General features: G+C 51.5%; 46 protein-coding genes and 1 pseudogene. 7 read left to right on the top strand and 40 right to left on the bottom strand.

Going from position 1 to position 26,307, the window contains the following annotated elements:
• Positions 1-327 precede the first annotated feature (327 nt).
• Complete coding sequence (locus tag ABIC80_RS24150; protein WP_429178828.1) at positions 328-882, top strand: gamma carbonic anhydrase family protein; 555 nt, start codon at positions 328-330, stop codon at positions 880-882.
• On the opposite strand, the gene ABIC80_RS24145 is transcribed toward ABIC80_RS24150, so the two are convergent.
• From ABIC80_RS24145 to dprA, 6 genes are read right to left on the bottom strand one after another with little or no spacing between them, the layout of a single operon-like run.
• Positions 858-1,115, bottom strand: a complete 258-nt coding sequence (locus ABIC80_RS24145) for a DUF1488 domain-containing protein (protein ID WP_094422310.1) — start codon at positions 1,113-1,115, stop codon at positions 858-860. The two genes, ABIC80_RS24150 and ABIC80_RS24145, sit on opposite strands and share 25 nt — an antisense overlap.
• A complete protein-coding gene (gene aroE / locus ABIC80_RS24140) occupies positions 1,112-1,930 on the bottom strand; it encodes a shikimate dehydrogenase (RefSeq protein WP_429178826.1) in 819 nt (272 codons plus the stop codon). The genes ABIC80_RS24145 and aroE overlap by 4 nt, the downstream gene beginning before the upstream one ends.
• 5 nt (positions 1,931-1,935) lie before the next feature.
• On the bottom strand, positions 1,936-2,508 hold the full coding sequence (tsaC, locus tag ABIC80_RS24135; protein WP_429178824.1) for an L-threonylcarbamoyladenylate synthase type 1 TsaC: 573 nt from the start codon (positions 2,506-2,508) through the stop codon (positions 1,936-1,938).
• A 4-nt stretch (positions 2,509-2,512) separates the two neighbouring features.
• A complete protein-coding gene (locus tag ABIC80_RS24130; protein WP_429178822.1) occupies positions 2,513-3,055 on the bottom strand; it encodes a topoisomerase DNA-binding C4 zinc finger domain-containing protein in 543 nt (180 codons plus the stop codon).
• Between the two features lie 26 nt (positions 3,056-3,081).
• A complete protein-coding gene (gene smg, locus ABIC80_RS24125) occupies positions 3,082-3,555 on the bottom strand; it encodes a DUF494 family protein Smg (protein WP_023479416.1) in 474 nt (157 codons plus the stop codon).
• Positions 3,527-4,651: a DNA-protecting protein DprA gene (gene dprA, locus ABIC80_RS24120; protein WP_429178820.1), complete on the bottom strand. Its 1,125-nt coding sequence runs from the start codon at positions 4,649-4,651 to the stop codon at positions 3,527-3,529. The genes smg and dprA overlap by 29 nt, the downstream gene beginning before the upstream one ends.
• Before the next feature lie 129 nt (positions 4,652-4,780).
• Here dprA and def point away from each other — a divergent pair, with 129 nt between their 5' ends.
• The 5 genes from def to mscL all read left to right on the top strand — a co-directional run bounded on the left by def (position 4,781) and on the right by mscL (position 9,551).
• Positions 4,781-5,290 carry a peptide deformylase gene (gene def, locus ABIC80_RS24115; RefSeq protein WP_054804496.1) on the top strand — a complete coding sequence of 170 codons (510 nt, stop codon included), beginning with the start codon at positions 4,781-4,783 and terminating at the stop codon, positions 5,288-5,290.
• Positions 5,291-5,310: 20 nt separating this feature from the next.
• Complete coding sequence (gene fmt / locus ABIC80_RS24110; RefSeq protein WP_200581500.1) at positions 5,311-6,258, top strand: methionyl-tRNA formyltransferase; 948 nt, start codon at positions 5,311-5,313, stop codon at positions 6,256-6,258.
• Between the two features lie 47 nt (positions 6,259-6,305).
• Complete coding sequence (rsmB, locus tag ABIC80_RS24105) at positions 6,306-7,595, top strand: 16S rRNA (cytosine(967)-C(5))-methyltransferase RsmB (RefSeq protein WP_429178818.1); 1,290 nt, start codon at positions 6,306-6,308, stop codon at positions 7,593-7,595.
• Positions 7,596-7,617: 22 nt separating this feature from the next.
• Positions 7,618-8,994, top strand: coding sequence for a Trk system potassium transporter TrkA (trkA, locus tag ABIC80_RS24100; RefSeq protein WP_023479428.1), 1,377 nt, complete (start codon positions 7,618-7,620; stop codon positions 8,992-8,994).
• A gap of 143 nt (positions 8,995-9,137) precedes the next feature.
• Positions 9,138-9,551 carry a large-conductance mechanosensitive channel protein MscL gene (gene mscL, locus ABIC80_RS24095; RefSeq protein ID WP_094422322.1) on the top strand — a complete coding sequence of 138 codons (414 nt, stop codon included), beginning with the start codon at positions 9,138-9,140 and terminating at the stop codon, positions 9,549-9,551.
• On the opposite strand, the gene ABIC80_RS24090 is transcribed toward mscL, so the two are convergent.
• The 31 genes from ABIC80_RS24090 to rpsJ all read right to left on the bottom strand — a co-directional run bounded on the left by ABIC80_RS24090 (position 9,505) and on the right by rpsJ (position 24,379).
• Positions 9,505-9,756: an alternative ribosome-rescue factor A gene (locus tag ABIC80_RS24090; RefSeq protein ID WP_200135700.1), complete on the bottom strand. Its 252-nt coding sequence runs from the start codon at positions 9,754-9,756 to the stop codon at positions 9,505-9,507. The two genes, mscL and ABIC80_RS24090, sit on opposite strands and share 47 nt — an antisense overlap.
• A gap of 58 nt (positions 9,757-9,814) precedes the next feature.
• A complete protein-coding gene (zntR, locus tag ABIC80_RS24085; RefSeq protein WP_042711817.1) occupies positions 9,815-10,246 on the bottom strand; it encodes a Zn(2+)-responsive transcriptional regulator in 432 nt (143 codons plus the stop codon).
• Between the two features lie 2 nt (positions 10,247-10,248).
• On the bottom strand, positions 10,249-10,617 hold the full coding sequence (locus tag ABIC80_RS24080; protein WP_429178816.1) for a DUF1992 domain-containing protein: 369 nt from the start codon (positions 10,615-10,617) through the stop codon (positions 10,249-10,251).
• 105 nt (positions 10,618-10,722) lie between these two features.
• Positions 10,723-11,109 (bottom strand): 50S ribosomal protein L17, encoded by a 387-nt coding sequence (rplQ, locus tag ABIC80_RS24075; protein ID WP_023479432.1) that lies wholly within the window; start codon positions 11,107-11,109, stop codon positions 10,723-10,725.
• Positions 11,110-11,149: 40 nt separating this feature from the next.
• Positions 11,150-12,139 (bottom strand): DNA-directed RNA polymerase subunit alpha, encoded by a 990-nt coding sequence (locus ABIC80_RS24070; RefSeq protein WP_023479415.1) that lies wholly within the window; start codon positions 12,137-12,139, stop codon positions 11,150-11,152.
• A gap of 25 nt (positions 12,140-12,164) precedes the next feature.
• The gene (gene rpsD / locus ABIC80_RS24065) at positions 12,165-12,785 is read right to left on the bottom strand and encodes a 30S ribosomal protein S4 (RefSeq protein WP_000135224.1); all 621 of its coding nucleotides are present in this window, start codon (positions 12,783-12,785) and stop codon (positions 12,165-12,167) included.
• Between the two features lie 32 nt (positions 12,786-12,817).
• Positions 12,818-13,207, bottom strand: a complete 390-nt coding sequence (rpsK, locus tag ABIC80_RS24060; RefSeq protein WP_002919257.1) for a 30S ribosomal protein S11 — start codon at positions 13,205-13,207, stop codon at positions 12,818-12,820.
• Positions 13,208-13,223: 16 nt separating this feature from the next.
• A complete protein-coding gene (gene rpsM / locus ABIC80_RS24055) occupies positions 13,224-13,580 on the bottom strand; it encodes a 30S ribosomal protein S13 (RefSeq protein ID WP_023479435.1) in 357 nt (118 codons plus the stop codon).
• A gap of 146 nt (positions 13,581-13,726) precedes the next feature.
• A complete protein-coding gene (rpmJ, locus tag ABIC80_RS24050; protein WP_000868187.1) occupies positions 13,727-13,843 on the bottom strand; it encodes a 50S ribosomal protein L36 in 117 nt (38 codons plus the stop codon).
• Positions 13,844-13,873: 30 nt separating this feature from the next.
• Positions 13,874-15,205 carry a preprotein translocase subunit SecY gene (gene secY, locus ABIC80_RS24045; protein ID WP_007369823.1) on the bottom strand — a complete coding sequence of 444 codons (1,332 nt, stop codon included), beginning with the start codon at positions 15,203-15,205 and terminating at the stop codon, positions 13,874-13,876.
• 7 nt (positions 15,206-15,212) lie between these two features.
• Positions 15,213-15,647, bottom strand: coding sequence for a 50S ribosomal protein L15 (gene rplO / locus ABIC80_RS24040; RefSeq protein WP_023479414.1), 435 nt, complete (start codon positions 15,645-15,647; stop codon positions 15,213-15,215).
• Between the two features lie 3 nt (positions 15,648-15,650).
• Complete coding sequence (rpmD, locus tag ABIC80_RS24035) at positions 15,651-15,830, bottom strand: 50S ribosomal protein L30 (RefSeq protein ID WP_001140434.1); 180 nt, start codon at positions 15,828-15,830, stop codon at positions 15,651-15,653.
• Between the two features lie 6 nt (positions 15,831-15,836).
• Positions 15,837-16,337 carry a 30S ribosomal protein S5 gene (gene rpsE / locus ABIC80_RS24030; RefSeq protein WP_007369821.1) on the bottom strand — a complete coding sequence of 167 codons (501 nt, stop codon included), beginning with the start codon at positions 16,335-16,337 and terminating at the stop codon, positions 15,837-15,839.
• A gap of 14 nt (positions 16,338-16,351) precedes the next feature.
• A complete protein-coding gene (rplR, locus tag ABIC80_RS24025) occupies positions 16,352-16,705 on the bottom strand; it encodes a 50S ribosomal protein L18 (RefSeq protein ID WP_017460073.1) in 354 nt (117 codons plus the stop codon).
• Positions 16,706-16,714: 9 nt separating this feature from the next.
• A complete protein-coding gene (rplF, locus tag ABIC80_RS24020; RefSeq protein WP_023479418.1) occupies positions 16,715-17,248 on the bottom strand; it encodes a 50S ribosomal protein L6 in 534 nt (177 codons plus the stop codon).
• Between the two features lie 12 nt (positions 17,249-17,260).
• Entirely contained in the window at positions 17,261-17,653 is a 393-nt protein-coding gene (rpsH, locus tag ABIC80_RS24015) for a 30S ribosomal protein S8 (protein ID WP_023479407.1), read from the bottom strand.
• 33 nt (positions 17,654-17,686) lie between these two features.
• Complete coding sequence (gene rpsN / locus ABIC80_RS24010; RefSeq protein ID WP_007369817.1) at positions 17,687-17,992, bottom strand: 30S ribosomal protein S14; 306 nt, start codon at positions 17,990-17,992, stop codon at positions 17,687-17,689.
• A gap of 14 nt (positions 17,993-18,006) precedes the next feature.
• Positions 18,007-18,546, bottom strand: coding sequence for a 50S ribosomal protein L5 (gene rplE / locus ABIC80_RS24005; RefSeq protein ID WP_023479410.1), 540 nt, complete (start codon positions 18,544-18,546; stop codon positions 18,007-18,009).
• 14 nt (positions 18,547-18,560) lie between these two features.
• Entirely contained in the window at positions 18,561-18,875 is a 315-nt protein-coding gene (gene rplX, locus ABIC80_RS24000; RefSeq protein WP_016538464.1) for a 50S ribosomal protein L24, read from the bottom strand.
• 10 nt (positions 18,876-18,885) lie between these two features.
• Complete coding sequence (rplN, locus tag ABIC80_RS23995; protein ID WP_023479426.1) at positions 18,886-19,257, bottom strand: 50S ribosomal protein L14; 372 nt, start codon at positions 19,255-19,257, stop codon at positions 18,886-18,888.
• Between the two features lie 165 nt (positions 19,258-19,422).
• Positions 19,423-19,677: a 30S ribosomal protein S17 gene (gene rpsQ / locus ABIC80_RS23990; RefSeq protein WP_017460070.1), complete on the bottom strand. Its 255-nt coding sequence runs from the start codon at positions 19,675-19,677 to the stop codon at positions 19,423-19,425.
• A complete protein-coding gene (gene rpmC, locus ABIC80_RS23985) occupies positions 19,677-19,868 on the bottom strand; it encodes a 50S ribosomal protein L29 (protein ID WP_004388609.1) in 192 nt (63 codons plus the stop codon). Before rpmC ends, rpsQ begins: the two co-directional genes overlap by 1 nt.
• Positions 19,868-20,278: a 50S ribosomal protein L16 gene (gene rplP / locus ABIC80_RS23980; RefSeq protein WP_007369814.1), complete on the bottom strand. Its 411-nt coding sequence runs from the start codon at positions 20,276-20,278 to the stop codon at positions 19,868-19,870. Before rplP ends, rpmC begins: the two co-directional genes overlap by 1 nt.
• Positions 20,279-20,290: 12 nt before the next feature.
• A complete protein-coding gene (rpsC, locus tag ABIC80_RS23975; RefSeq protein ID WP_000529945.1) occupies positions 20,291-20,992 on the bottom strand; it encodes a 30S ribosomal protein S3 in 702 nt (233 codons plus the stop codon).
• A 17-nt stretch (positions 20,993-21,009) separates the two neighbouring features.
• Entirely contained in the window at positions 21,010-21,342 is a 333-nt protein-coding gene (rplV, locus tag ABIC80_RS23970) for a 50S ribosomal protein L22 (RefSeq protein WP_002919773.1), read from the bottom strand.
• A 14-nt stretch (positions 21,343-21,356) separates the two neighbouring features.
• On the bottom strand, positions 21,357-21,635 hold the full coding sequence (gene rpsS / locus ABIC80_RS23965; RefSeq protein ID WP_001138115.1) for a 30S ribosomal protein S19: 279 nt from the start codon (positions 21,633-21,635) through the stop codon (positions 21,357-21,359).
• A gap of 16 nt (positions 21,636-21,651) precedes the next feature.
• Positions 21,652-22,473: a 50S ribosomal protein L2 gene (rplB, locus tag ABIC80_RS23960; protein WP_023479412.1), complete on the bottom strand. Its 822-nt coding sequence runs from the start codon at positions 22,471-22,473 to the stop codon at positions 21,652-21,654.
• Between the two features lie 17 nt (positions 22,474-22,490).
• Positions 22,491-22,793: a 50S ribosomal protein L23 gene (gene rplW / locus ABIC80_RS23955; protein WP_000617546.1), complete on the bottom strand. Its 303-nt coding sequence runs from the start codon at positions 22,791-22,793 to the stop codon at positions 22,491-22,493.
• Positions 22,790-23,395, bottom strand: a complete 606-nt coding sequence (rplD, locus tag ABIC80_RS23950; protein WP_023479434.1) for a 50S ribosomal protein L4 — start codon at positions 23,393-23,395, stop codon at positions 22,790-22,792. Before rplD ends, rplW begins: the two co-directional genes overlap by 4 nt.
• Before the next feature lie 10 nt (positions 23,396-23,405).
• A complete protein-coding gene (gene rplC, locus ABIC80_RS23945) occupies positions 23,406-24,035 on the bottom strand; it encodes a 50S ribosomal protein L3 (RefSeq protein ID WP_023479430.1) in 630 nt (209 codons plus the stop codon).
• A 32-nt stretch (positions 24,036-24,067) separates the two neighbouring features.
• A complete protein-coding gene (rpsJ, locus tag ABIC80_RS23940; RefSeq protein ID WP_001181005.1) occupies positions 24,068-24,379 on the bottom strand; it encodes a 30S ribosomal protein S10 in 312 nt (103 codons plus the stop codon).
• A gap of 377 nt (positions 24,380-24,756) precedes the next feature.
• Here rpsJ and ABIC80_RS23935 point away from each other — a divergent pair, with 377 nt between their 5' ends.
• Entirely contained in the window at positions 24,757-25,212 is a 456-nt protein-coding gene (locus ABIC80_RS23935) for a prepilin peptidase (RefSeq protein WP_094422326.1), read from the top strand.
• Here the strand turns inward: ABIC80_RS23935 and bfr are convergent.
• From bfr to tuf, 3 genes and pseudogenes are all read right to left on the bottom strand, one after another.
• A complete protein-coding gene (gene bfr, locus ABIC80_RS23930) occupies positions 25,209-25,685 on the bottom strand; it encodes a bacterioferritin (RefSeq protein WP_034812713.1) in 477 nt (158 codons plus the stop codon). The genes ABIC80_RS23935 and bfr overlap by 4 nt on opposite strands.
• A gap of 72 nt (positions 25,686-25,757) precedes the next feature.
• Complete coding sequence (gene bfd, locus ABIC80_RS23925; protein WP_034812717.1) at positions 25,758-25,952, bottom strand: bacterioferritin-associated ferredoxin; 195 nt, start codon at positions 25,950-25,952, stop codon at positions 25,758-25,760.
• 175 nt (positions 25,953-26,127) lie between these two features.
• Positions 26,128-26,307, bottom strand: a pseudogene (gene tuf / locus ABIC80_RS23920) (elongation factor Tu); the annotation flags it as partial.

The raw sequence follows: 26,307 nt of genomic DNA, 5'->3' as shown, positions 1-26,307 counted from the left end.
GTTGCGACGCGCTTCAGCGCTCTGTCGCGAGGTGGCGTATATTACGCTTTCCTCTTTCAGAGTCAACCCTGAATTTCAGGATTTTTTCTCTTCCGTTGAAGCGACTATCTGGTGAAGTGATTCACGTTGTCGTGTCAACGGAGGCGCATTATAGGGATCCCATTTTTTAGCACAAGTCTTTTTGCGATCTTTTTTTTCGACTGCTGTTTTTTCGCCCTTTTCGCTGAGATCTCATGCGATCTGCACAGTTTATGCACCATAAAACAGTTGCAGAAGGCGGATCCCGCGATCAAAGTGATAGCTCTGGCCCGATTGAAGTGAGGTGTTATGTCTACTGTACTGCGTCCTTATAAGGATCTTTTCCCAACTATTGGTCAACGCGTCATGGTTGATCCCACCAGCGTCGTCGTTGGCGATGTAAGAATGTCAGAGGATGTCGGCATTTGGCCGCTGGTTGTGATTCGTGGTGACGTCAATTATGTAGAGATTGGCGCACGCACAAATATTCAGGACGGTAGCGTTCTGCACGTTACGCATAAGTCCTCCTACAACCCTGAAGGCAATCCACTGCTTATAGGAGAAGATGTCACGGTGGGCCATAAAGTCATGCTGCATGGCTGCACCATCGGTCATCGCGTGCTGGTCGGGATGGGATCAATTGTGCTGGATGGAGCCGTGATTGAAGATGAGGTCATGATTGGCGCAGGCAGCCTGGTGCCACAGAATAAGCGTCTGGAGAGCGGCTACCTTTATCTGGGCAGCCCGGTAAAACAGATTCGCCCCCTGACGGAGGCCGAAATCGAAGGTTTGAAATACTCGGCCAATAATTATGTGAAATGGAAGGATGAGTATCTTACTCAGGAGAGCCAGATTACGCCCTGATCGTCCTCTTCCTGGCGGCGGATGCACTGCTCCGCCTCCTCTTCCAGATCCCAGCGATGCTGGCGAAAAAGCGAAAGGTAATCCTCTGGCGTATTGCCACCGAAACGCTGCGCCACTACTGAGCTCTTTATTGCACACATCATCTGCATGCCGTTAACCAGCGCGGGAAAAACGATCGCCTGTGTGGAGTCATGCCACTCTTCACGATCGGGAAACTGGATTGCCTGGTTCATTTCGCCAACTCCTGTTTAAGCACTGCGATAACAGGTTCAACTTCTGGCAATACGCCATGCCATAAAAAGAGAGCGTGCGCCGCTTGCCCCACCAGCATCCCAAGGCCGTCAGCGCGATTCACGGCGCCAAGTTTTTCGCACCAGGCCAGGAACGGTGTGCTGCCTTTCTGATAAAACATGTCGTAGCAGTAGGTCTGCGGGCGAATAATTGCTTGCGGTAGCGCCGGAATATCGCCCCCCATCCCACTTGAAGTCGCATTGATGATGAGATCAAACTCCCGCTCGTCAAGTGACTCCATCTCCGCCGCCTCTATGCTTCCGGTATGGGCAAAGAGCTCAGCTAACGTTTGTGCGCGAGACCAGGTGCGGTTGGTGATAGTTAAAGCGCAATCGAGTGATAATAGGGGCAAGATCACCCCACGCGCCGCACCACCCGCGCCCACCAGCAGAACGCGTGAACCGGGGCGGATAAATGCCAGCCGTTGCAGATCGCTTAAGAGCCCGATGCCATCGGTGTTATCACCGAGCAAGCGCCCGTCATCGAGTCGTTTAAGGGTGTTAACTGCCCCTGCCAGCGCAGCGCGTTCCGTCAGCTCATCCGCACGCGCAAAAGCCTCTTCTTTAAAAGGCACGGTGACATTTGCTCCCTTGCCTCCATTATCAAAAAAAGCATTTAGCGTATTAACAAAATCATCAACAGGGGCGAGTGCTTTCCCATAGGGGTGATCGATTTGCAGCTGGCTGGCGAATTGCTGATGTATAAGTGGCGACTTGCTGTGTGCGACAGGATTTCCAAAAACGACGTACGGTTCCATGCTATTTACCCCTGTCGGAAGAGTTCACCGGTGAGTGCATCACGGATTTCGGAGGGATTCTGTCGGCCGCCAGTCGGTACATCGACAACCGGGAAATCTGGTCCAAACTGGGCGACAACTTCCTGGGCGGTTCTGCACGGCGGCAGACCGGATAAGTTGGCGCTCGTCGATACCAGAGGTTTGCCATAAGCCTCGCACAGCTCAACCACCAGCGGATGGTCGGTGACTCGCACGGCAAGGGAATCAAAGCGTCCAGTGAGCCAGCGCGGCGTGGTTGGTTTTGCCGGAAATACAAAAGTCACCGGACCTGGCCAGAAGGCAAAGATTGCCTGACGTTGAGTGTCTGACAGCATGCTGTCATCAATATAGGGTTTCAGTTGCGCAAAATTAGCAGCAATCAAAATTAGCCCTTTCTCGACAGGCCGCTGCTTGAGTTCAAGCAGGCGATGCACAGCGGTTTCACTGTCCGGATCGCAACCGACGCCGAAAACGGCTTCTGTTGGATAAGCGATGACTTCTTCTTTTTTCAGGATCTCCACCATGGTGGCGATGGGATCTTTTGGCAGGTTATTCTTCACGAGTTTATTCCGCTGGGAGCAGCTTTCCACATTGTTTATTGGCACAGAAACATTTGACGCCCTGCGCGGTTTTCTTCTCTGTCAGCAACTGGTAGTGACATACCGGGCACTCGCCCGCTACCGGTCTGGAGTTAATGACAAACTGGCAATCAGGATAGCGATCGCAGGAGTAGAAGGTTTTGCCGTAACGCGAACGACGCTGGACAAGATGCCCGCTCTGGCATTGCGGACAACCAATAGCCGTTTCATCAGGCTTATCGATCAGTTCGGTGTGTTCGCAGGCCGGATACTGGCTGCATCCGATAAACATACCGAAGCGCCCCTGGCGTAGCACCAGCTCGGCACCGCACAGAGGACATAACTGACCATCCAGAACTTTAACGATATGGCCGTCTGCCTGACTTTTCAGGGGACGTACATAATCGCACTCCGGATAATGAGAGCAACCGAGAAACGGACCGTGTTTCCCGGAGCGAATGACAAGTTCAGCCCCGCATTGTGGGCAGGGCTCATTATTACGCACAGTAAATAGTGCTGATTTGGTCATAACAACTCTTGAAGCTGCAAAAACAGTTAATGCAGCATACCTTCATTCACTTCAAAGAGTAATTCTTCCATTTGCTGGTAGGCGTTTTCACACCCTGGAATATTAAAGAGCACCATCAGGATGACCCATTTAAGATCTTCCAGCTCGAACTCTGCATTATCCAGCGCCAGCGCACGCTCAATCACCATTTCCCGTGTTTCGAGGTTTAGCACCTGAATCTGCTCCAGGAATAACAGGAATCCCCGGCAACTGGCATCCAGCCTTTCACTCTCTTCTGCGGTATAGATGCGTAAGGAGAGTGGATCAGAAGCAAGCTGCATCGGTTCGGCGAGGCCTTCCTGATAATCAGCCAGCTTTTCCAGCCACATAAGCGCGTTGTAGATATCCTCACGATCAAATCCGGCGTCGGTAAGATCCCGTTCCAGTTTGTCCTGATCCACACGCAATTCAGCTTCGTTATGGATGTAAGTCTCAAACAAGTACATTAGTACGTCGAACATGGCTTGCCCTCCTCAATCGGACATAGCCGCCGGGTACAGCTGCGATCCATCCTGCTAACTCCAGTTCAAGCAATTGAGCAGCTGCCACTGGCACAGGTTGGCCGGCACGTTCAGCGACGACGTCAACAGGTGTTACCTCATCTCCTACGTTAGCCAGGAGCTCAGGAAATGGCAATGCCGCCTGTTCGCCTTCTGGAGGATAATTTGCATTTTCGTGTGTTTCCGCCACCCAATTTAGCCCATATTGCAAATGTTCGAGGATCTCTTCGGGTGATGTAACAGGCGTCGCGCCCTGCTTTAATAGCCAGTGCGGCCCCTCGCTGCCGGGGCTGCCAACGGCCCCCGGTAAGGCAAAAACGTCTCTCCCTTGCTCAAGCGCGAGCCGTGCCGTCACCAAAGAACCGCTGCGTAATGCGGCCTCGATCACAAATACTGCCCGGCTAAGACCGCTAATAATCCGGTTACGACGGGGAAAATGTCCCGGCTTCGGGGTGGCTGATAACGGAAACTCGGAGACCAGCGCCCCACCCTGCTCCAGCAACTGGGAAGCCAGGGCAGTGTGTCTGCGCGGATAGAGGCTAAATAGCCCATTACCCAGCACGCCAATGCTTCTCCCCCCAACGCTTATTGCGGCGCGATGAGCGACGCTGTCAATTCCCAGCGCCATTCCGCTGGTAATCGTTAAGCCCGCACGCGCGAGCGATTCACAAAAGAGGTGTCCCCAACGCTCGCCATACCAGGAGTGCGCCCGGCTACCGACGACAGCTAATTGTTGGGATTTCAATACCGCGATATCGCCTTTAACAAACAGCGCGCCCGGGTAATCAGCAATGGCGCGCAGCGGTTCAGGATAAGCCGCATCGCTTGCCACGATCAGATGATGTTGAGGATCCGCCAGCCATGTCAGACAGCGATCGAGTTCCCGTGCCGAAAGGGAAAAAAAGCGGCGCGTCTGCGCAACCGTCATGCCCAAAACCTGCAGGTCAGCAGCCGTCATCGCACTGCTTCTCTCCAGCTGCTGCGCGATACTCAGCCACTTGTCGCCAGAGAGGTCGCCAACCTGTATCAGACGTAGCCAAATTTCCGTGGATGTCATTCCCTCTCCCTTGCCATAAGCCGTATCGGCAATCCTTGCGATCGGTCACTGATGCTGTCAATCGCCAGGGGATTTGTCTAGAATAGAGGGCATATTCTTTACAACTCCTGAACACAACTCTGGATATTTATGGCAGTTTTGCATGTGTTACATATTCCGGACGAGCGGCTTCGCAAAGTCGCCGATCCGGTAAAAGAAGTGAATGCGGATATTCAACGTATCGTTGATGATATGTTCGAAACGATGTACGCCGAAGAGGGCATCGGTCTTGCGGCGACGCAGGTTGATATTCATCAGCGCATTATCGTGATTGATGTGTCAGAGAATCGCGATGAGCAGCTGGTGTTGATCAACCCGGAATTGCTGGAAAAGAGCGGCGAAACGGGTATTGAAGAGGGCTGCCTCTCTATTCCGGAACAACGCGCCCTTGTTCCGCGAGCGGAAAAAGTGAAAATCCGCGCACTGGATCGTAATGGCAAGTCGTTTGAACTTGAAGCTGATGGTCTGCTGGCCATTTGTATTCAGCATGAAATGGATCATCTGGTCGGTAAACTCTTTATCGATTATCTGTCTCCGCTGAAACGCCAGCGTATTCGTCAGAAAGTCGAAAAACTGGATCGTATGAACGGCCGCGCTTAAGCGGGCAGAAAAGGATAAACGTGTCAGATTCTCTACGTATTATTTTTGCCGGCACTCCTGATTTTGCAGCGCGTCATCTTGACGCGCTGCTCTCTTCTGAACACCAGATCGTAGGGGTCTTTACCCAACCCGATCGCCCTGCTGGCCGGGGTAAAAAACTGATGCCCAGCCCGGTAAAAGTGCTGGCGGAAGAGAAAGGCTTGCCCGTGTTTCAACCGGCCTCTTTACGGCAGCCGGAAAACCAACAGCTGGTCGCCGAACTGAATGCTGATGTGATGGTGGTCGTCGCTTATGGGCTAATTTTGCCTAAAGCCGTGCTCGATATGCCACGTCTTGGCTGCATTAACGTGCATGGCTCCTTACTGCCGCGCTGGCGCGGTGCGGCACCGATTCAACGTGCGCTATGGGCTGGCGATGCGCAAACAGGCGTCACCATCATGCAGATGGATGTAGGTCTCGATACGGGCGACATGCTTTATAAACTGGCCTGCCCCATAACGCCTGAGGATACCAGCGCCACGCTGTACGACAAACTGGCGGCGCTTGGGCCGCAGGGTCTCATCGAAACGCTGCAGCAATTAGCGCAGGGTAGTGCCCAGCCGCAAGTCCAGAATGAAGAGTTGGTCACCTATGCTGAGAAGCTTAGTAAAGACGAGGCGCGTATGGACTGGTCCTTAAGCGCAGAACAACTTGAGCGCTGCATTCGCGCATTCAATCCGTGGCCGATGAGCTGGTTTATGGTTGATGAGCAGCCGGTCAAGGTCTGGAAAGCCTCTGTGCTTCCCTCTTCTACGCAGGCTGACCCCGGCACGATTGTTGAAGCATCGAAATCCGGGATTCAGGTCGCAACCGCAGAAGGCATACTGAATCTTGAGACGCTGCAGCCTGCTGGTAAAAAAGCGATGAGCGCGCAGGATCTGTTGAATTCGCGGCGGGAATGGTTTGTGCCAGGCAACCGTCTGGCCTGATCTCGTATTTAAGCCCGGTTCTGCCGGGCATTTTTATTTTTGTGGTTATGAAAAAACAGATGAATTTACGCAGCATGGCTGCACAGGCAGTTGAACAGGTTATTGAACAAGGGCAATCGCTCAGCAATATCCTGCCGCCGTTACAACAGAAAGTGACTGATAAAGATAAGGCACTGCTGCAGGAGCTCTGCTTCGGCGTGCTGCGCGTTATGCCGCAGCTGGACTGGCTTATTAATAAGCTCATGTCACGGCCAATGACGGGTAAACAGCGGACGGTACACTACCTCATTATGGTTGGGTTATACCAACTGCTGCATACGCGCATTCCTGCTCACGCAGCGCTGGCAGAAACCGTTGAAGGCGCAGTGGTCATCAAACGCCCCCAACTGAAAGGTCTGATTAATGGCGTGCTGCGTCAGTTTCAGCGCCAGCAGGAGGAGCTACTGGCCGAGTTCGCCAGTAGCGAAAATCGTTATCTTTTCCCGGCATGGTTGTTAAAGCGTGTGCAACAAGCCTATCCGCAGCAGTGGTCAGAGATCGTTGAAGCCAGTAATCAACGCCCGCCGATGTGGCTGCGCGTCAATCGCCAGCACCATACGCGTGATGGCTGGCTGGCACTGCTCGAAGAGAGCGGGCAACAGGGTTTCACTCATACCGATTACCCTGATGCAGTACGCCTGGCAAATGCAGCGCCGGTAATGTCTCTGCCAGGGTTCAGTGAAGGCTGGGTAACGGTTCAGGACGCAGCGGCCCAGGGTTGCATCACCTTACTTGCGCCGCAGGATGGCGAACGTGTTCTCGATCTTTGCGCCGCGCCGGGCGGTAAAACTACCCATATTCTTGAGGCGGCACCGCAGGCTAGCGTATTAGCAGTTGATATTGACGAACAACGTCTGTCACGGGTCTATGACAACCTGAAACGTCTCGGCATGAAAGCCGAGGTGAAACAGGGTGATGGTCGCTTCCCCGCGCAGTGGTGCGGCGATGAACTGTTTGATCGCATATTGATTGATGCACCCTGTTCGGCCACGGGCGTTATCCGCCGTCATCCTGATATTAAGTGGTTGCGTCGCGATCGTGATATCTCCGAACTGGCACAGCTGCAAGCAGAAATCCTTGATGCTATCTGGCCACACTTAAAAAGCGGCGGTACGTTGGTTTACGCAACCTGCTCGATTTTACCGCAAGAGAACGGTTATCAGGTCGCAGCATTTCTGAAGCGAACCCCGGATGCGCAACTCAGCGAAACCGGTACACCGGAGGCGCCAGGCCTGCAGAGGCTGCCGGGTGCCGAAGAGGGCGACGGCTTCTTTTACGCTAAGCTAATCAAACAGTGAGAGAGACAACGGGTCACAGCAGATGAAGATAATTATTCTGGGTGCGGGACAGGTCGGCGGCACGCTGGCTGAAAACCTGGTCGGTGAAAATAACGACATCACCGTTGTCGATACCAATGGCGATCGCCTGCATAGCCTGCAGGACAAGTTCGATCTACGCGTTGTTCAGGGCCACGGTTCGCACCCGCGCGTGCTGCGCGAAGCGGGCGCCGATGATGCAGATATGCTGGTCGCGGTCACGAGCTCCGATGAGACCAATATGGTTGCCTGCCAGGTAGCGTTTTCTCTGTTTAACACGCCAAACCGCATCGCGCGTATCCGTTCCCCCGATTATGTTCGGGATGCGGATAAGTTATTTCATTCCGAAGCCGTGCCTATCGATCATCTGATTGCGCCAGAACAGCTGGTTATCGACAGCATCTATCGCCTGATTGAATACCCGGGCGCGCTGCAGGTGGTCAATTTTGCTGAAGGCAAAGTAAGCCTGGCGGTCGTAAAAGCCTATTACGGCGGGCCGCTGGTTGGAAATGCGCTCTCCACGATGCGCGAGCATATGCCGCACATCGATACCCGAGTCGCTGCGATTTTCCGTCATGACCGGCCTATTCGCCCGCAGGGCTCGACCATTGTTGAGGCTGGTGACGAAGTCTTCTTCATTGCCGCGTCACAGCATATTCGCGCGGTAATGAGCGAGCTGCAAAGGCTGGAGAAACCCTATAAGCGGATCATGCTGGTCGGTGGCGGGAATATCGGTGCCGGGCTGGCGCATCAGCTTGAAAAGGATTACAGCGTCAAATTGATCGAGCGCGATCAACAGCGCGCTGCGGAACTTGCCGAGAAATTGCAGAATACGATCGTTTTTTACGGCGATGCGTCGGATCAAGAGCTGCTTGCTGAAGAGCACATTGATCAAGTGGATCTCTTTATCGCCGTCACGAACGATGATGAAGCCAACATTATGTCAGCGATGTTGGCCAAACGGATGGGAGCAAAAAAGGTGATGGTGCTGATCCAGCGTCGCGCCTATGTTGACCTGGTCCAGGGCAGCGTTATCGATATCGCCATCTCCCCTCAGCAGGCGACAATTTCTGCGCTGCTGAGCCATGTGCGAAAAGCGGATATCGTCGGCGTTTCTTCCCTGCGTCGCGGCGTGGCTGAAGCGATCGAAGCGGTGGCTCACGGCGATGAAACGACATCCCGCGTGGTGGGTCGAGTGATTGATGAGATCAAATTGCCGCCGGGTACGATCATCGGCGCGGTGGTTCGTGGAGATGATGTCATGATCGCCAATGATAATTTGCGCATTGAGCAAGGCGACCACGTGATTATGTTTTTGACCGACAAAAAATACATCACCGATGTCGAGCGGCTCTTCCAGCCCAGTCCCTTCTTCCTGTAATCCTTCAGGGCGCTTATTTAAGCGCCCTTCTTATTTCCACTTTATTGTAAGGGACTAACAGGGCTCGTTATTTTATTTACCTAAATGGAAATTGTTAGGTATGTTGTTAGACTTAGTGTGACGCAAAGCACATGGAGAAGATTATGAGTATGTTAAAAGAGTTTCGCGAATTCGCGATGCGTGGGAATGTTGTCGATTTGGCAGTCGGTGTCATTATTGGTGCGGCTTTCGGTAAAATCGTCTCTTCACTGGTGGCCGACATCATTATGCCACCGCTGGGATTGTTGATTGGCGGCATCGACTTTAAACAGTTTGCGCTGACACTACGTGAAGCACAGGGCGACGTGCCTGCTGTTGTGATGCATTACGGCGTATTCATTCAGAACGTGTTTGATTTCATTATTGTCGCTTTTGCGATCTTCCTGGCAATCAAACTGATCAATAAGCTGAAACGCAAACAGGCTGAAGAGCCGAAAGCGCCACCGGCCCCGAGCAAAGAAGAAGTGTTACTCAGTGAAATTCGCGACCTGCTGAAAGAACAAAACAGCCGCGTTTAAAACTAAGAAGGCCAGTGGTAAATAAGCGATTCGCTTGCTTGCCACTGGCCTCCTGAAAGCCCTTTTTTGCATGTTTGTTTTTTCGCAGATAACTTCCTTTCCCTTTCTTATTCTTTTCAACTCGCTGACGAAAAAGCGGGTCATGCAGAAGTGCCTCAATGGCGTTGTCGTTTATCTGCCCTTTTGTATGTTGGTAGCGACTCATGTATTTCTCCAGATTGTGTAGTAAAACGGCCGAAGTGTAGACCTCGCGATGAAGAAGATCAACTCCGGGAGTTGGCCGTATTGTTAGCTGGCCCCTGCTCAAGTGCCTCAAGAATAGAACAATAGACACTGCTGTGGGCAGTGCCGCAACAGGCATCGTTTAATTTCTGCAGTGAACGCCGCATGGCCTGCATCTCTTCGATGCGCGCTTCAACTTCGCTCAGCCGCGCCTGGACGATGCTCTTCGATTCCTGACAGGTATGATGCTCAGGATCGACACGGATCGACAGCAATTCGCGGATCGACTCAAGCGTGAAACCCAACTGGCGGGCATGGCGGATGAACTTAAGGCGTTTGAGATCGTGATCGGTATAAAGGCGAAAACCACCTTCGGTACGCCCTCCATGATCCATCATCTGCTGCTTTTCGTAATAACGAATGGTGTCCGGCGTAACGTCGGCCAACTTTGCAATTTCACCAATACGATACATGATCACTCCGGGTTAACTTTATGCTGTAGTTTGGTAGCGTACTCACTGCGAAGAAAATCAGTACTCACGCCAGCCTGGCGCAGCTTAAGCTCGAGTAAGGCGAGACGACGGTTGAGTTCATGGCGCTGATGGGGATCGTTTTCAACACTGCTAAGCAGATCGACAAGTTCAACCGCCTCTTTGCGCATTTCGAGTTCAGGCGGAAGATAACCGGCATTCTTTAATAATCGATAGCCCGCGCGCAGATCCTGAGGAACATGGGAATCGTCATCCAAAGTGAGCGGCTCACCGCTACCCGCAAGATTATCGAATTCACCTTTTTGCTGGGCATCAATGATATGCCGTTCTGCCCATTGATCAAGTAACCACATGATGGCCTCCGGGGTTGAACTCAAGAACAGGCTTAGTTTAGAAGGGTGAGGATAGAGTAGAAATAAAAAAACCCGCCGAGGCGGGTTTTTTTACGTTACTACAGATTACTCTGCAGCAGCTTCTGCTTTCGATTCAGCGCGATCAACCAGCTCGATGTAAGCCATCGGAGCGTTGTCACCTGCACGGAAGCCACACTTAAGAATACGAGTGTAACCACCGGCACGGCTCGCGAAACGCGGGCCCAGTTCGTTAAACAGTTTTGCCACGATCTCGTTATCACGAGTGCGGGCGAATGCCAGACGACGATTAGCAACGCTGTCAGTCTTAGCAAGTGTAATCAGCGGCTCAACTACGCGACGCAGCTCTTTCGCTTTCGGCAGGGTCGTCTTGATGATCTCATGACGAACCAGAGAGCCTGCCATGTTACGGAACATGGCCTGGCGATGGCTGCTGTTGCGGTTCAGTTGACGACCACTCTTACGATGGCGCATGACCTTATCCTTCTCAGTAAAACCTTAACCTGTGATCCGGTTACTCGTCAGCAATGCTTGCCGGCGGCCAGTTTTCGAGGCGCATGCCCAGAGACAGACCACGTGAAGCCAGCACGTCTTTAATCTCGGTAAGAGATTTTTTACCCAGGTTCGGCGTTTTCAGCAACTCAACCTCGGTACGCTGTACCAGATCACCGATATAGTGGATAGCTTCTGCCTTAAGGCAGTTAGCAGAGCGGACAGTCAATTCCAGATCGTCAACAGGGCGCAGCAGAATCGGATCGAACTCTGGTTTCTCTTCTTTAACTTCCGGCTGACGTACATCACGTAAGTCAACGAAAGCTTCAAGTTGTTCTGCCAGAATGGTTGCCGCACGACGAATCGCCTCTTCAGGATCGATTGTGCCGTTGGTTTCCATTTCGATGACCAGCTTGTCCAGGTCGGTACGCTGTTCAACACGTGCTGCTTCAACATTGTAGGCAATTCGCTCTACAGGGCTGTAGCACGCATCAACCAGCAGACGGCCGATCGGGCGCTCATCTTCTTCCGAATGAATTCGGGCAGACGCCGGCACGTAACCACGACCGCGCTGAACTTTGATACGCATATTGATAGATGCGTTTTCATCGGTCAGGTGGCAGATCACATGCTGCGGCTTGACGATTTCGACATCACCGTCATGGGTAATGTCGGCTGCGGTCACAGGGCCAATGCCAGATTTACTCAGAGTAAGAATAACTTCATCTTTACCCTGAACTCTCACCGCCAGCCCTTTCAGGTTGAGCAGGATTTCAAGGATATCTTCCTGAACGCCTTCTTTGGTGCTGTACTCATGAAGTACACCATCAATCTCAACCTCAGTCACCGCGCAACCCGGCATCGATGAGAGCAGAATACGGCGCAGTGCGTTACCCAGAGTATGGCCAAAGCCACGCTCTAAAGGCTCAAGGGTCACCTTGGCGTGCGTCGAACTCACTTGCTCGATATCTACCAGGCGCGGTTTTAGAAACTCTGTCACAGAACCCTGCATTGTGTCCTCTCTTTGGTACTAAGCTTTACTTGGAGTAAAGCTCGACGATCAGGTGTTCGTTAATGTCCGCAGACAGATCAGAACGCTCCGGCTTACGCTTGAACGTGCCTTCCATCTTGCCAGCATCAACTTCCAGCCAGGTTGGCTTTTCACGCTGCTCAGCCAGCTCCAGAGCGGCTTTCACGCGAGACTGCTTTTTCGCTTTCTCACGAATGCTAACAACGTCATTCGGACTAACCTGATAAGAAGCGATGTTAACAACACGACCGTTTACCATGATTGCTTTATGGCTAACCAGCTGACGTGCTTCTGCACGAGTGGCGCCGAAGCCCATACGGTATACAACGTTGTCCAGACGACCTTCCAGCAGAGCCAACAGGTTTTCACCGGTGTTGCCTTTCAGACGTGCTGCTTCTTTGTAATAGTTACGGAACTGACGCTCCAGCACACCGTAGATACGGCGAACTTTTTGCTTTTCACGCAACTGCACACCATAGTCAGACAGACGCGGTTTACGCGCACCGTGCTGGCCAGGAGCTTGTTCAATTTTACACTTGGTATCGATCGCGCGAACGCCAGACTTAAGGAACAGGTCTGTGCCCTCACGACGGCTCAGCTTGAGCTTAGGACCCAAATATCTTGCCATTTTCTTTCTCCAACAATCCTAGAAAACGAGCGTTATACGCGACGTTTTTTCGGCGGACGACAACCGTTGTGAGGGATCGGAGTCACATCAGTAATATTAGTGATGCGGAAACCAGCGGCGTTCAGAGCACGAATAGTAGATTCGCGACCCGGACCCGGTCCCTTAACCATAACTTCCAGATTCTTGATACCGTATTCTTTTACGGCTTCAGCGCAACGCTCTGCTGCAACCTGAGCTGCGAACGGAGTAGATTTGCGAGAACCACGGAAACCGGAACCACCGGCTGTTGCCCAACCCAGTGCGTTACCCTGACGATCAGTAATAGTAACGATGGTGTTGTTGAAAGAAGCATGGATATGAGCCACGCCGTCAGAGACTTGTTTTCTTACACGTTTACGTGCACGAATTGGTGCCTTTGCCATTATTCAATCACCCCGATTATTTCTTGATCGGTTTGCGCGGACCCTTACGGGTACGTGCGTTGGTCTTGGTACGCTGACCGCGAACCGGGAGACCACGACGATGACGCAAACCGCGGTAGCAACCAAGATCCATCAGGCGCTTGATGCTCATGCTAACTTCACGGCGCAGATCACCTTCAACGACAAATTTGGCAACTTCGTCACGCAGCGTGTCGATTTGTTCTTCAGACAGCTCACTGATCTTAACATTCTCAGCGATGCCCGCAGCAGCCAGAATGGCTTGAGAGCGGGTTTTGCCGACACCATAGATCGAAGTTAATGCGATCACGGCATGTTTTTGATCAGGAATGTTAATGCCTGCTATACGGGCCACTATGCACTCCTATAATTTCATTTGCACGCCCCATGCTGAAAAGCCCGTTTTCAGGATACTCAAATGGAAACGTACAGACATACAAAAGATTGGCTGGCTAATCTAGCCAGCTCAACCCAACTTTGCAAGAAAAATATGCGAAATAATCAGCCTTGGCGCTGTTTATGCTTCGGCTCGGCACTGCAAATCACGCGGATGACGCCATCACGCTTAACGATTTTGCAGTTACGGCATAATTTCTTGACGGAAGCACGAACTTTCATTTTTACTCTCCGTAACTTCTCGAGCGACCTTTATCGACCGTAGCCTTTCAGGTTCGCCTTCTTCAATGCAGACTCATACTGACTGGACATCATCAGAGTTTGCACTTGAGCCATAAAGTCCATAATCACGACAACAACGATAAGCAGTGAGGTTCCACCGAAGTAGAACGGTACTTTCATCGCATCACGCATGAACTCCGGGATCAGGCAGATAAAAGTAATATAAAGCGCACCAACTAAAGTCAGGCGGGTCATTACTTTATCGATATACTTCGCCGTTTGTTCTCCCGGACGAATTCCTGGTACAAATGCACCGGACTTCTTCAGGTTATCCGCTGTTTCACGCGGGTTGAAAACCAACGCCGTGTAAAAGAAACAGAAGAAGATGATTGCAGACGCATAGAGTAACACATAAAGCGGTTGCCCAGGCTGCAAATACAGCGAAATTGTTGTCAGCCAGTTCCAACCAGTACCGCCCCCGAACCATGACGCGATGGTCGCCGGGAACAGAATAATACTGGAAGCGAAGATTGCCGGGATTACCCCCGCCATATTCACTTTCAGCGGTAAATGTGTGCTCTGAGCAGCATAGACACGACGACCTTGCTGACGTTTCGCGTAGTTCACCACAATGCGGCGTTGACCACGTTCAACGAAGACAACAAAGAACGTCACTGCGAATACTAATACTGCAACCAACAGCAACAGGAGGAAGTGCAGGTCGCCTTGACGCGCTTGCTCAATAGTATGGGCAATGGCTGGCGGTAAACCCGCCACGATGCCGGCGAAGATAATGATCGAGATACCGTTGCCGATACCACGTTCAGTAATCTGTTCGCCGAGCCACATCAGGAACATAGTTCCTGTGACCAGACTCACAACAGCGGTGAAGTAGAATGCAAAGCCTGGATTCATTACCAGGCCCTGCATACCAGGCATATTCGGTAAACCGGTAGCAATACCGATTGACTGAAATATTGCCAACACCAGAGTGCCGTAACGGGTGTACTGGCTAATCTTACGACGACCAGACTCCCCTTCTTTCTTGAGCTCTGCCAGGGCCGGATGAACGACCGTCAGCAGCTGGATAATAATCGATGCCGAAATATACGGCATGATACCCAGTGCAAAGATAGAAGCACGGCTGAGAGCACCACCAGAGAACATGTTAAACATTTCAATGATGGTGCCACGCTGTTGCTCAAGCAGTTTGGCAAGTACAGCGGCATCAATACCAGGGATCGGAATAAAAGAGCCAATACGGAACACAATCAACGCACCGATAACAAACAGCAGTCTGCGTTTCAGTTCGCCAATTCCACCCTTGGCACTTTGAAAATCTAATCCCGGTTGCTTAGCCATCTGCTACTTATTCCTCAATTTTACCGCCAGCAGCTTCGATAGCAGCACGAGCGCCTTTAGTCACACGCAGGCCACGAACAGTTACCGGGCGAGATACTTCACCAGACAGGATCACTTTCGCGAACTCGATCTGGATGCCGATAATGTTAGCCGCTTTCAGCGTGTTCAGGTCTACTACGTCGCCTTCTACTTTAGCCAGATCGGACAGACGAACTTCTGCCGTGATCATTGCTTTACGTGAAGTGAAACCGAATTTCGGCAGACGACGGTACAGAGGCATCTGACCACCCTCGAAACCGCGACGTACGCCACCGCCAGAACGAGAGTTCTGACCTTTGTGACCACGACCACCGGTTTTACCGAGGCCAGAACCGATACCACGACCCAGGCGTTTACCCGCCTTTTTGGAGCCTTCGGCCGGAGACAGAGTATTTAAACGCATCTCTTACTCCTCAACTTTAACCATGAAGGAAACCGCGTTGACCATACCGCGAACCGCAGGAGTATCCTCGCGTTCTACAGTATGCCCAATACGACGCAGACCCAGGCCAAGCAGCGTTGCCTTGTGTTTCGGCAGACGACCGATTGCACTGCGGGTTTGAGTGATTTTAATAGTCTTTGCCATGGTCAATTACCCCAGAATTTCTTCAACGGATTTACCACGCTTGGCAGCGACCATTTCTGGAGACTTCATATTTTCCAGGCCATCAATAGTTGCACGAACCACGTTGATCGGGTTGGTGGAACCATATGCTTTGGCCAGAACGTTATGAACTCCAGCGACTTCCAGAACGGCGCGCATTGCACCACCGGCGATGATACCGGTACCTTCGGAAGCCGGCTGCATGAAGACACGAGAACCCGTGTGAGTACCCTTAACCGGGTGCTGCAGGGTGCCGTGATTCAGCGCGACGTTAATCATATTGCGACGGGCTTTTTCCATCGCTTTCTGGATCGCTGCTGGAACTTCACGCGCTTTACCGTAACCAAAACCAACGCGACCGTTACCATCGCCAACAACAGTCAGAGCTGTGAAGGAGAAAATACGACCACCTTTAACGGTTTTAGATACGCGGTTAACCGCGATCAGCTTTTCCTGCAGTTCGCCAGCCTGTTTTTCGATGTGAGCCATCTTACACCTCTACCTTAGAACTGAAGGCCAGCTTCACGAGCAGCATCTGCCAGTGCCTGGACGCGACCATGATATTGGAACCCGGAACGGTCAAAGGACACATCTTTAATGCCTTTTTCCAGAGCGCGTTCAGCAACAGCTTTACCTACAGCTGCAGCGGCGTCTTTGTTACCGGTGTACTTCAGTTGTTCAGAGATAGCTTTTTCTACAGTAGAAGCAGCTACCAGAACTTCAGAACCATTCGATGCGATTACCTGGGCGTAAATATGACGCGGGGTACGATGTACCACCAGGCGGGTCGCACCAAGCTCTTTGAGCTTGCGGCGTGCGCGGGTCGCACGACGGATACGAGCAGATTTCTTATCCATAGTGTTACCTTACTTCTTCTTAGCCTCTTTGGTACGCACGACTTCGTCGGCGTAACGAACACCCTTGCCTTTATAAGGCTCAGGACGACGGTAGGCGCGCAGATCAGCTGCAACCTGACCGATCACCTGCTTATCAGCGCCTTTCAGCACGATTTCAGTTTGAGTCGGACATTCAGCAGTGATACCCGCCGGCAGCTGATGGTCAACAGGATGTGAGAAACCCAGAGACAGGTTTACAACACTACCTTTAACCGCTGCACGATAACCTACACCAACCAGCTGCAGCTTCTTAGTGAAGCCTTCGGTAACACCGATAACCATTGAGTTCAGCAGGGCACGCGCGGTACCAGCCTGAGCCCAACCATCCACGTAACCATCACGCGGACCGAAGGTCAGGGCATTGTCTGCCTGGTTAACTTCAACAGCATCGTTCAGGGTACGAGTCAGCTCGCCGTTTTTACCTTTGATCGTGATAACCTGACCGTTGATTTTTACATCAACGCCGGCAGGAATGACGACCGGTGCTTTAGCAACACGAGACATTCTTTCCTCCGATTAGGCTACGTAGCAGATAATTTCGCCACCAAGACCAGCCTGGCGCGCTGCACGATCAGTCATAACACCTTTAGAGGTAGAAACAACTGCGATACCAAGACCACCCATAACTTTCGGCAGCTCATCTTTTCTTTTATAGATGCGCAGACCAGGGCGGCTGATACGCTGAATGCTTTCTACCACAGCTTTTCCCTGGAAGTACTTAAGAGTCACTTCCAGTTCCGGCTTGGTGTCGCCTTCAATTTTGAAATCTTCAATAAAACCTTCTTCCTTCAGCACGTTGGCAATTGCCACTTTCAGCCTGGAGGAAGGCATGGTGACCGCAGCTTTGTTCGCGGTCTGACCGTTACGGATACGGGTCAGCATATCCGCGATCGGATCTTGCATGCTCATCTGTCTTTACTCCCGTGATTCAATTGGTGACAATTACCAGCTAGCCTTTTTCAGACCCGGGATTTCACCGCGCATTGCGGATTCACGGACCTTAATACGGCTCAACCCGAACTTCCGCAGGAAACCATGCGGACGACCAGTTTGGCGGCAGCGGTTACGCTGACGAGACGGGCTGGAATCACGCGGCAGACTCTGCAGCTTGAGAACAGCGTTCCAACGATCTTCGTCGGAAGCGTTCACATCAGAAATGATCGCTTTCAGTTCAGCGCGTTTCGCGAAGTATTTTTCAGCTAAAGCTACGCGTTTAACTTCGCGTGCTTTCATTGATTGCTTAGCCATGAAGTAACCCTACCTTACTTGCGGAACGGGAAGTCAAAGGCAGCCAGCAGAGCACGGCCTTCTTCGTCAGATTTCGCAGTAGTGGTAATGGTAATATCCAAACCACGCACGCGGTCGACTTTGTCATAGTCGATTTCTGGGAAGATGATCTGCTCACGGACACCCATGCTGTAGTTACCACGACCGTCGAACGACTTAGCGGACAGGCCGCGGAAGTCACGGATACGAGGTACAGCAATAGTGATCAGGCGCTCAAAGAACTCCCACATGCGTTCGCCACGCAGAGTCACTTTACAGCCGATCGGATAGCCCTGACGGATTTTGAAGCCCGCAACTGATTTGCGCGCTTTGGTGATCAACGGTTTTTGACCGGAGATTGCTGCCAGGTCAGCTGCTGCGTTATCCAGCAGTTTCTTGTCAGCGATCGCTTCACCAACACCCATGTTCAGGGTGATCTTCTCGACCCGAGGGACTTGCATGACAGAATTGTAGCTAAACTCAGTCATGAGTTTGTTAACTACTTCGTCTTTGTAGTAATCATGCAGTTTCGCCATCGTACTACTCCAAATTACTTGATAGTTTCGCTGTTAGATTTAAAGAAACGGACTTTTTTGCCGTCTTCGAATCTAAAGCCTACACGGTCAGCCTTGCCGGTTGCCGCATTGAAGAGTGCAACGTTAGAAACCTGAATTGCAGCTTCTTTTTCAACGATGCCACCTGGTTGGTTCAGGGCCGGAACCGGCTTCTGATGTTTCTTAACCAGGTTGATACCTTCAACAATGATCTTGCCGGAAGACAGAACATTTTTTACTTTACCGCGTTTACCTTTATCTTTACCGGTTAACACGATAACTTCGTCATCACGACGGATTTTCGCTGCCATGACTCGCTCCTTAAAGTACTTCTGGTGCCAGAGAGATAATTTTCATGAACTTCTCAGAACGAAGTTCACGAGTTACCGGCCCAAAAATACGCGTACCGATAGGTTGCTCGCTGTTATTGTTTAAAATAACGCATGCATTACCATCGAAGCGAATGACAGAACCGTCCGGGCGACGAACACCCTTCTTGGTGCGCACCACTACCGCCTTCAGCACATCACCTTTTTTGACCTTACCACGCGGAATTGCTTCCTTGATGGTGATCTTGATGATGTCGCCTACGCCTGCGTAGCGACGGTGCGAGCCACCCAGAACCTTGATACACATTACGCGACGTGCACCGGAGTTGTCGGCGACGTTCAGCATAGTCTGTTCTTGGATCATTTTAGTGCTCCGCTAATGTCAACTACTACTGAAGACCCCAAAATCAGGGTCGATAAAAAGCCCCATATCGAGGGCGCGGCATTATAACACCGCTTCTGTGATATGGGTAGAAAAAATAAACGGCTCATTTCTGAGCCGTTTATTCGTTAGAGAACGCGTACTCTATTACAGAATCGCTTTCTCTACAACGCGAACCAGCGTCCAGGACTTAGTCTTGGACAGCGGACGGCATTCGCGGATTTCAACCACGTCGCCGGTACCGCATTCGTTGTTCTCGTCGTGTACGTGCAGTTTGGTCGTACGTTTGATGAATTTACCGTAGATCGGGTGTTTCACAAAACGTTCGATAGCTACAACAATGGATTTCTCCATTTTGTCGCTAACAACACGACCTTGCAGAGTACGGATTTTATCGGTCATTACGCACCCGCCTTCTCAGTCAGTAAAGTCTTAACGCGTGCGACATCACGACGCACTTGCTTCAACAGGTGAGTCTGTTGCAGCTGGCCACTCGCAGCCTGCATACGCAGGTTGAACTGCTCGCGCAGCAGGTTAAGCAGCTCGGTGTTCAGCTCTTCAACGCTCTTTTCACGCAGCTCTTTTGCTTTCATTACATCACCGTCTTAGTTACAAAGGTGGTTTTAATCGGCAGTTTTGCTGCTGCCAGCTCGAAGGCTTCACGGGCCAGCTCTTCCGGAACACCGTCCATTTCGTACAGGACTTTACCCGGTTGAATCAAGGCAACCCAATACTCCACGTTACCTTTACCTTTACCCATACGAACTTCCAGCGGCTTCTCGGTGATCGGCTTGTCCGGGAATACACGGATCCAGATCTTACCCTGACGCTTAACAGCACGAGTCATAGCACGACGTGCTGCTTCGATTTGACGAGCGGTCAGACGACCACGGCCAACAGCTTTCAGACCGTAAGTGCCGAAGCTCACATCCGTGCCCTGCGCGAGACCACGGTTGCGGCCTTTGTGCACTTTACGGAATTTTGTACGCTTTGGTTGTAACATCAGCGACGCTCCTTATTTACGGCCTTTACGCTGCTGCTTTTTAGGTTGAGCAGCCGGTTTTTCCGGTTGTTCAACTGCAGCCATACCACCAAGGATCTCACCTTTGAAGATCCACACTTTAACGCCGATTACACCGTAAGTGGTGTGCGCTTCGGAGGTGTTGTAGTCAATGTCAGCGCGCAGTGTGTGCAGCGGAACGCGACCTTCACGGTACCATTCGGTACGTGCGATCTCAGCGCCACCCAGACGGCCACTAACTTCAACTTTGATACCTTTAGCGCCCAGACGCATGGCATTCTGTACAGCACGCTTCATAGCACGACGGAACATAACACGACGTTCCAGCTGAGAAGTGATGCTGTCAGCAACCAGTTTTGCGTCCAGTTCAGGCTTACGAACTTCGGCGATATTGATCTGAGCAGGAACGCCAGCGATATCCGCTACGACCTTGCGCAGTTTCTCAACGTCTTCACCTTTCTTACCGATAACGATACCCGGGCGAGCAGTGTGAATAGTCACACGGATGCTTTTAGCCGGACGCTCGATAACGATACGAGATACAGACGCTTTCGCCAGTTCCTTCGTCAGGTACTGACGTACTTTAAAATCGCTGTCCAGGTTGTCAGCGAATTCTTTGGTGTTCGCAAACCAGGTAGAGTTCCATGGTTTTACAATACCCAGGCGAATACCATTAGGATGTACTTTCTGACCCATTGCTAGTCTCCAGAGTCTCAGCGATCGGACACAACCACAGTGATGTGGCTGGTGCGCTTCAGGATGCGATCTGCACGACCTTTTGCACGCGGCATAATGCGCTTCATGCTCGGGCCTTCGTCTACGAAAATTTTCGCAACTTTCAGATCGTCAATGTCAGCGCCATCGTTGTGTTCAGCGTTAGCAATGGCAGATTCCAGAACCTTCTTGACCAGTACAGCCGCTTTCTTGTTGGTGTAGGTCAGAATATCCAGAGCCTGCGACACTTTCTTACCGCGAATCAGGTCAGCAACAAGGCGAACCTTCTGAGCAGAAGAACGAGCATGGCGATGTTGAGCTAAAGTTTCCATCTCTTCCTCCTACCTTATTTCTTCTTCGCTTTTTTATCAGCAGCGTGGCCGCGATAAGTACGAGTCGGTGCGAATTCACCCAGTTTGTGACCGACCATTTCGTCGGAAACAAATACCGGAACGTGCTGACGACCATTATGGACAGCGATGGTCAAACCGATCATGTTAGGAAAGATCGTTGAACGACGGGACCAAGTGCGCAGGGGCTTCTTGTCTCCGCTTTCCACCGCTTTCTCTACCTTCTTCAGCAAGTGCAGGTCAATAAAAGGACCTTTCTTGAGAGAACGTGGCATGGCTTATCCTCTAAAATTATTTGCTACGGCGACGTACGATGAATTTATCAGTACGCTTGTTGCTGCGGGTCTTCTTACCTTTGGTCTGAACGCCCCACGGAGTTACCGGGTGCTTACCAAAGTTACGACCTTCACCACCACCGTGTGGGTGGTCGACCGGGTTCATCGCAGTACCGCGAACGGTAGGGCGAATACCACGCCAGCGTGCAGCACCTGCTTTACCCAGAACGCGCAGCATATGCTCAGCATTGCCAACTTCGCCCAGAGTCGCGCGGCAGTCTGCTTCTACTTTACGCATTTCACCAGAGCGCAGACGCAGGGTGACATAAGCACCATCGCGAGCAACGATCTGAACGTAAGTACCAGCGGAACGTGCCAGCTGACCGCCTTTACCTGGTTTCATTTCTACGTTATGAACGGTAGAACCAACCGGGATATTGCGCATCGGCAGGGTGTTGCCTGCTTTGATTGCAGCATCAACGCCAGACTGAATCTGGTCGCCAGCTTTCAGGCCTTTCGGGGCCAGGATGTAACGGCGCTCACCGTCTTTGTACAGAACCAGCGCGATGTTCGCGGAACGGTTCGGATCGTACTCAAGACGTTCAACAACTGCCGGGATACCATCTTTGTTGCGTTTAAAGTCAACAATACGGTAAGCCTGCTTGTGGCCACCACCGATATGACGAGTGGTGATACGGCCATTGTTGTTACGACCACCGGATTTGCTGTTTTTTTCCAGCAACGGAGCAAAAGGTTTGCCCTTGTGCAGCTCAGGGTTAACCACTTTAACTACGTGGCGACGACCCGGAGATGTCGGTTTACATTTAACAACTGCCATTGTATTACTCCTCCGACTTACTCAGCGCCGCCAACGAAGTCCAGATTCTGGCCTTCTTTAAGGGTGACGTAAGCTTTTTTCCAGTCGCTACGACGACCGATACGCTGTCCGTGACGTTTAACTTTCCCTTTAACTACCAGGGTGTTAACGACTTCGACTTCGACTTCAAACAGTTTCTGCACAGCAGCTTTGATTTCTGCTTTGGTCGCGTCTTTTGCAACTTTGAGAACGATGGTGTTGGTTTTTTCCATCGCAGTAGACGCTTTTTCAGAAACGTGCGGTGCGCGCAGCACCTTCAGCAGACGTTCTTCACGAATCATGCCAGCATCTCCTCAACTTGCTTAACAGCATCAGCAGTCATTACGACTTTGTCGAAGGCGATCAGGCTAACCGGGTCGATACCAGTCGCATCGCGTACGTCAACCTTGTGCAGGTTACGTGCGGCCAGGAACAGGTTCTCGTCCAGCTCACCGGTGATGATCAGCACATCTTCCAGAGCCATGTCTTTCAGTTTCTGAGCAAGCAGCTTGGTTTTCGGCGCTTCCAGAGAGAACTGCTCGACAACGATCAGACGATCCTGACGTACCAGTTCGGACAGGATGCTTTTCAGCGCGCCGCGGTACATCTTTTTGTTAACTTTTTGACTGTGGTCCTGCGGACGTGCAGCGAAGGTCACGCCACCAGAACGCCAGATCGGGCTCTTAACAGAACCTGAACGCGCACGGCCGGTGCCTTTCTGGCGCCACGGTTTTTTACCGGAACCAGTTACTTCAGCACGGGTCTTCTGAGCACGAGTACCCTGACGAGCACCAGCTGCATAAGCAACAACAACCTGGTGTACCAGCGCTTCGTTGAAGTCACGACCGAAGGTAGTTTCGGAAACAGTCAGCGCGCTCTGCGCGTCTTTCAATACTAATTCCATTGCTATCTCCTCACGCCTTCACAGCTGGTTTAACGATCAGGTCGCTACCGGTTGCACCCGGGACAGCACCTTTAACCAGCAGCAGGTTGCGCTCAGCGTCAACACGTACTACGTCCAGGCTCTGAACGGTTACGCGCTCATTACCCAGCTGACCTGCCATTTTCTTGCCCTTGAACACTTTGCCCGGAGTCTGGTTCTGACCGATAGAACCCGGAACGCGGTGGGACAGGGAGTTACCGTGAGTAGCGTCCTGGGTACGGAAGTTCCAGCGCTTAACGGTACCTGCGAAACCTTTACCTTTAGAGGTGCCAGTTACGTCAACTTTTTTAACTTCAGCAAACAGCTCAACGCTAATGTCCTGACCTACGGAGAACTCTTCACCGTCAGCCAGACGGAATTCCCACAGACCACGGCCAGCTTCTACGCCAGCTTTAGCGAAGTGACCCGCTTCCGGCTTGGTTACGCGGTTAGCTTTTTTAGCACCGGTGGTAACCTGGATAGCGCGGTAGCCGTCGTTAGCCAGATCTTTAACCTGAGTAACGCGGTTTGCTTCAACTTCGATTACGGTTACTGGGATAGAAACGCCATCTTCAGTGAAGATGCGGGTCATGCCCACTTTTTTACCGACTAAACCAATCATTGTTTCAACCTCTCAATCGCTCGATGACCTGATCAACCCAGGCTGATCTGCACGTCTACACCGGCAGCCAGATCCAGACGCATCAGAGCATCAACGGTTTTCTCGGTTGGCTCAACGATGTCAACCAGACGCTTATGAGTGCGGATTTCGTACTGATCGCGCGCATCTTTGTTGACGTGCGGAGAGATCAGAACGGTAAAGCGCTCTTTGCGGGTCGGCAGCGGGATCGGACCACGTACTTGCGCACCAGTGCGCTTCGCAGTTTCGACGATTTCGGCGGTTGATTGATCGATCAGACGATGATCAAACGCTTTCAAGCGGATACGGATTCTTTGGTTCTGCATGAGACCAGAGCTCCAATTATTTATAGACGAAAATAATTACTCCTCACACCCATTACGATTGATGGGGGAGTGTAATCGTTCTTACGTAGCTCCCCGATTGGGAGCATTGTTAGCGGCAAACATCGTCGCTATGGTTCAGATCGAACCAGCCGTCAATTACGACAAGCCCGCGCATTATACGTAAATCTGGCGCGGACGCAAGTGCAGTTTAGAAATTAAACAGCGGTGCGTACCGGCTCGCAAAGAGAGCGTCGCCCTTTTTATTACGCATAGAATCTCTGGAATGCAGCTCGCACGCTGCTCACCCTCCCCTTCCCTTGTTTTTTTGTATGAAGCACTCTTGCCAGCGGATTGGTAAAGCTTAAGGCAGGGACGCCATGTTTTTTCTCATTATCTATGTCGTATTAAACCTTCTACTTGTCAGGAGTGACCTGCGCTCAAAGTTGCTGCCGGATCGCTACACTTGCCCTCTTCTCTGGACGGGCTTGCTCTGGCACTGTTTATCACGCCCTGATTTTTTGGCAGATGCTGTCGTCGGGGCAATGGCGGGTTATGCAAGTTTTGCCGCTATATACTGGGGATATCGATTATTGCGTGGACGTGAAGGGTTGGGTTATGGCGATGTGAAGTATCTTGCCGCACTCGGCGCGTGGCACGGCTGGCCTGCATTGCCTGCTCTTGTATTTTATGCCGCGCTCTTTGGCTGTTGCGCAGTAGTTTTCCCTCTTTGCCGCCACCGTAAATTGCAGGTAATAAAAAACCCGCTGCCGTTTGGACCCTTCCTCGCGGCAGCGGGTTTCGTGGTGGGTTATCCCACGCTAATACGGTTTTAACCTTCGACTTTAATCTGCGACTGAAGGTAATTCTGCATACCAAGTTTAGCGATCAGATCCAGTTCGGTTTCCAGCCAGTCAATGTGGTGCTCTTCGTCGGCAAGAATTTTGATCATCATATCGCGGCTGACATAGTCATGGATGCTGTCAGCGTAGGCGATCGCTTCACGCAGATCTCTCGCGCCTTCCAGCTCCAGACGCAGGTCTGATTGCAGCATCTCTTCAACGTCTTCACCAATGCCGAGTTTGCCAAGATCCTGCAAGTTCGGGATCCCTTCGAGAAACAGAATACGCTCGATGTACAAATCGGCGTGCTTCATTTCATCGATGGATTCATGGTATTCAACATCATTGAGGCGGGTCAGCCCCCAGTTCTTGAACATTCTCGCATGGAGAAAGTACTGATTGATTGCGACAAGCTCATTTCCCAATAATTTATTGAGATAATTTATGATTTTAACATCACCTTTCATTATGTAGTCCCTCCGCTTCCACTCATTGAAGCGTAGATGGGGCTACAGGGAAGTCAAAAAAAAGATAGAGCCTCAGGCTATCTCTTTGTATTCCGGCATCTGGGTCAACTCATCCTGCATAATCTCTCGAGCAGCACGAATACATTTACCACACTGATTTCCTACCGGAACAAACTTGCGGAGCTGCTGGAATGATTGAGGGTGAAACTGGCGCACGGCCTGGCGGATTTTTTTATCACTTACACCGTTACACAAACAAACGTACATGGAGCACTCCCGTTCACTTAATGCGCAAAGTGTAAATGAGAATGGTTATGATTACAACAGGACAACGGTAACGGATTTTGCAGAAAAGTGTGAGCGGCTGTAATGGAATGATGGCTGAATAGCAGGCAGCAAAAAGGGCACCGAAGTGCCCTCTTTCAAATTCAAAGCTAACGAATTAGCTCAGAACTTTTGCTACAACGCCCGCGCCAACGGTACGGCCGCCTTCACGGATTGCGAAACGCAGACCATCGTCCATCGCGATCGGGTGAATCAGGGTAACAACCATTTTGATGTTGTCGCCCGGCATTACCATCTCAACGCCTTCCGGCAGTTCGATGGTGCCAGTCACGTCAGT

Origin of the sequence: Kosakonia sp. 1610 (genome assembly GCF_050435845.1) — a bacterium.
Lineage (GTDB): Bacteria > Pseudomonadota > Gammaproteobacteria > Enterobacterales > Enterobacteriaceae > Kosakonia > Kosakonia cowanii.
Note: the sequence above shows the minus strand (reverse complement) of the source record. Positions and strands in the feature narration are given on the sequence as shown.